Source organism: Stenotrophomonas sp. GD03777, from assembly GCF_029842485.1.
GTDB classification, from domain to species: Bacteria; Pseudomonadota; Gammaproteobacteria; order Xanthomonadales; family Xanthomonadaceae; genus Stenotrophomonas; species Stenotrophomonas sepilia.
The window spans coordinates 1-2,564 of the sequence record NZ_JAOCGL010000206.1; the positions used below are offsets into that span (position 1 = coordinate 1).

A 2,564-nucleotide genomic window follows, 5' to 3' on the forward strand; every position below is an offset into this window, starting at 1 on the left:
CGAGCGCCAGGGGCCGTTCACCCCAGACACGATCTGCGACGGTCTGCGCACCCTGATCGGCGCGCCCAACTTCGAGCTGCTGCGTGCGGCCAACGCCGAGGTGATCGTGGTCGATGACGCGGCGACGATGGCGGCGATGCGCTTGCTGTGGGAGGTCCTCAAGCAGGTGGTCGAGCCGTCATCGGCGACCGTGCTCGCCGCGGTGCTGGCGCAGCCTCAGCGTTTTGCCGGCCTGCGCGTGGGCCTGGTGCTGTCCGGCGGCAACGTCGACCTGCCCGCACTGCGCTGGGGCGCGCCGTGAGCCGCGACCGGCACCGGCATCGCACTGGCCTGCTGGGCTGGCTGTGGCGGTTGTTTGTCCTGCTGGTGATCTGGCTGCTGGGCGTGACTGCCTGGATCGTCTGGGTCGGCGAGCGTGACCAGGCGGCCAAGGCCGACGCCATCATCGTGCTCGGTGCGGCGGCCTATGACGCCAAGCCGTCGCCGGTATTCGAAGAACGCATCCGTCATGGGCTGGATCTCTATGAGGCCCAGTTCGCGCCGCTGCTGATCTTTACCGGCGGCTATGGTGGTACCGGCGCGCGCTTTTCCGAGTCACAGGTGGCGCGGCGCTATGCGCTCAAGCACGGCGTGCCGGACGATGCGATCCTGATCGAGACTGCCTCGCGCAACACCGTGCAGAACCTGGTGGAAGCCAAGCGGCTGATGGACCAGCGCAACCTGCACCGGGTGATCATCGTCAGCGACCCGCTGCACATGGCGCGCGCGCTGCGCCTGAGCAAGGCGCTGGGCATCGATGCACTGGCCTCGTCCACGCCCAGCACGCGCTTCCGCAGCTTCCACACCAGCTGGCGCTTCCTGGTGCAGGAAATCTATTTCTTCCACCGCGACCTGGTGCGGCCGCCGCTGAGTTCGCCGGCCAACACCTGAGGCGGAAACCTGATTTGGGCGGGTGCCATGCGGTAGTGCCGGCCGCTGGCCGGCAGATGCCCACCATGGAATCGTGAGGTTGCCGGCACTGTGCCGACCAAGGTCGGCACCCACCAGAGCGATTCGCGTATGGCGTCGCATCTGGTAGTGCCGGCCGCTGGCCGGCAGATGCCCACCATGGAATCGTGAGGTTGCCGACCAGCGGCCGGCACTATCAGACGATCAGGTCTGCTTGCGCCGGATCGGAATCGCCGAAACCGGCACTGAGGCCACGTCACGCCCGCCTTCGCGGATCGGTGCGCCCGGGTCCGGTGCCCAGGCATGGGCATAGATCACTTCCCAGCTGCTGGGCAGCTTGCCGTCGGCGCGCCGCATCGGTTCATACGCCGCTGCCGCCGCAGCGAAACGGCCACGCCCGGTCAGCGTGTGGCGGCGATCCACCCGTGCATTGGTCGCGCCCATCGCGCGCAGCTCGCGCATCAACGAGGGCAGGTCGTCGTAGGTCAGGGTGAACAGATCGCGGTCCAGCACCGGGTCGCGGAAGCCGGCCATCATCAGCGCATCGCCGAACTGGGCGATCTGCGCGAAGCGGCTCACGTGCGGGCGGTCATCGGCGGCCGCGAAGGCCTCGTTGAGTTCGATCAGGGTTTCCGGGCCGAAGGTGGAACACAGCAGCAGGCCACCGGGCTTGAGCACGCGACGGAAGCCTGCGAACACCGCCGGCAGGTCGTCCACCCACTGCAGGCACAGGTTGCTGAAGATCACGTCCACGCTGTTGTCGGCCAGCGGCAGCGCGGCGGCGTCGCCGCACAGGCGTTGGAACGGCTTCCACCAGCCGGCCTGGCGCTTGGCCTGGTCCAGCATCGGCAGTGCCACATCCAGCGCGATCACCTGCGCCTTCGGCCAACGCTTCTTCATCAACGCGCTGGCGTGTCCGGTACCCGCGCCGATGTCCAGCACCACCTCGGGCTTGCGTGCCTCCAGGTAGTCCAACGATTCGATCAGCCGCGACTGCACCTCGCGCTGCAGGGCGGCGGCAGCGTCGTAACTGGTGGCGGCACGCGCGAATGCGCGGCGGACATGGCGGGCATCGAAGTGGGACGGCATTGCGAAAGTCTCTTAGAACGTACCGGGGTAGGCGCCGCCGTCGATCAGCAGGTTCTGCCCGGTGAGGTAACCGGTGTGTGCGCTGCACAGGAAGGCGCAGGCGGCGCCGAACTCGTCCGCCGTGCCGAAGCGGCCGGCGGGAATCTGCTGGCGGCGGCGTTCGGCCACTTCGCCGGCATCGCCGTCCTTGCCCGCAGTGTGGGCGAAGTTGGCGCGCAGGCGGTCGGTGTCGAACTGGCCGGGCAGCAGGTTGTTGATCGTGACGTTGTGCGCGACGGTGCGGCGCGACAGGCCGGCGACGAAACCGGTCAGGCCGCTGCGTGCACCGTTGGACAGCGCCAGGATGTCGATCGGCGCTTTCACCGCCGACGAGGTGATGTTGACGATTCGGCCGAAGCCACGCGCAATCATCGCGTCCACGGTGGCGCGGATCAGCGCGATCGGCGCCAGCATGTTGGCGTCGAGCGCGGCGATCCAGTCGTCGCGCTCGAAAGTGCGGAAGTCGCCTGGCGGCGGGCCACCGGCAT

At 68.3% G+C, this 2,564-nt stretch carries 4 protein-coding genes; 2 read left to right on the forward strand and 2 right to left on the reverse strand.

Translation table 11 applies throughout. The features are described 5' to 3' along the window. Nucleotides 1-301: pyridoxal-phosphate dependent enzyme (locus N5E02_RS20730; protein ID WP_279946717.1), on the forward strand; the 301-nt coding region annotated here is incomplete at its 5' end. Further along, a complete protein-coding gene (locus N5E02_RS20735; protein ID WP_005420132.1) occupies nt 298-930 on the forward strand; it encodes a YdcF family protein in 633 nt (210 codons plus the stop codon). The genes N5E02_RS20730 and N5E02_RS20735, both read left to right, overlap by 4 nt. Before the next feature lie 222 nt (nt 931-1,152). On the opposite strand, the gene bioC is transcribed toward N5E02_RS20735, so the two are convergent. After that, the gene (gene bioC, locus N5E02_RS20740) at nt 1,153-2,037 is read right to left on the reverse strand and encodes a malonyl-ACP O-methyltransferase BioC (protein ID WP_139727949.1); all 885 of its coding nucleotides are present in this window, start codon (nt 2,035-2,037) and stop codon (nt 1,153-1,155) included. Nucleotides 2,038-2,049: 12 nt separating this feature from the next. Continuing rightward, nucleotides 2,050-2,564, reverse strand: a 515-nt coding sequence (locus N5E02_RS20745) for an SDR family oxidoreductase (RefSeq protein ID WP_279946718.1), incomplete at its 5' end; no start/stop codon positions are given.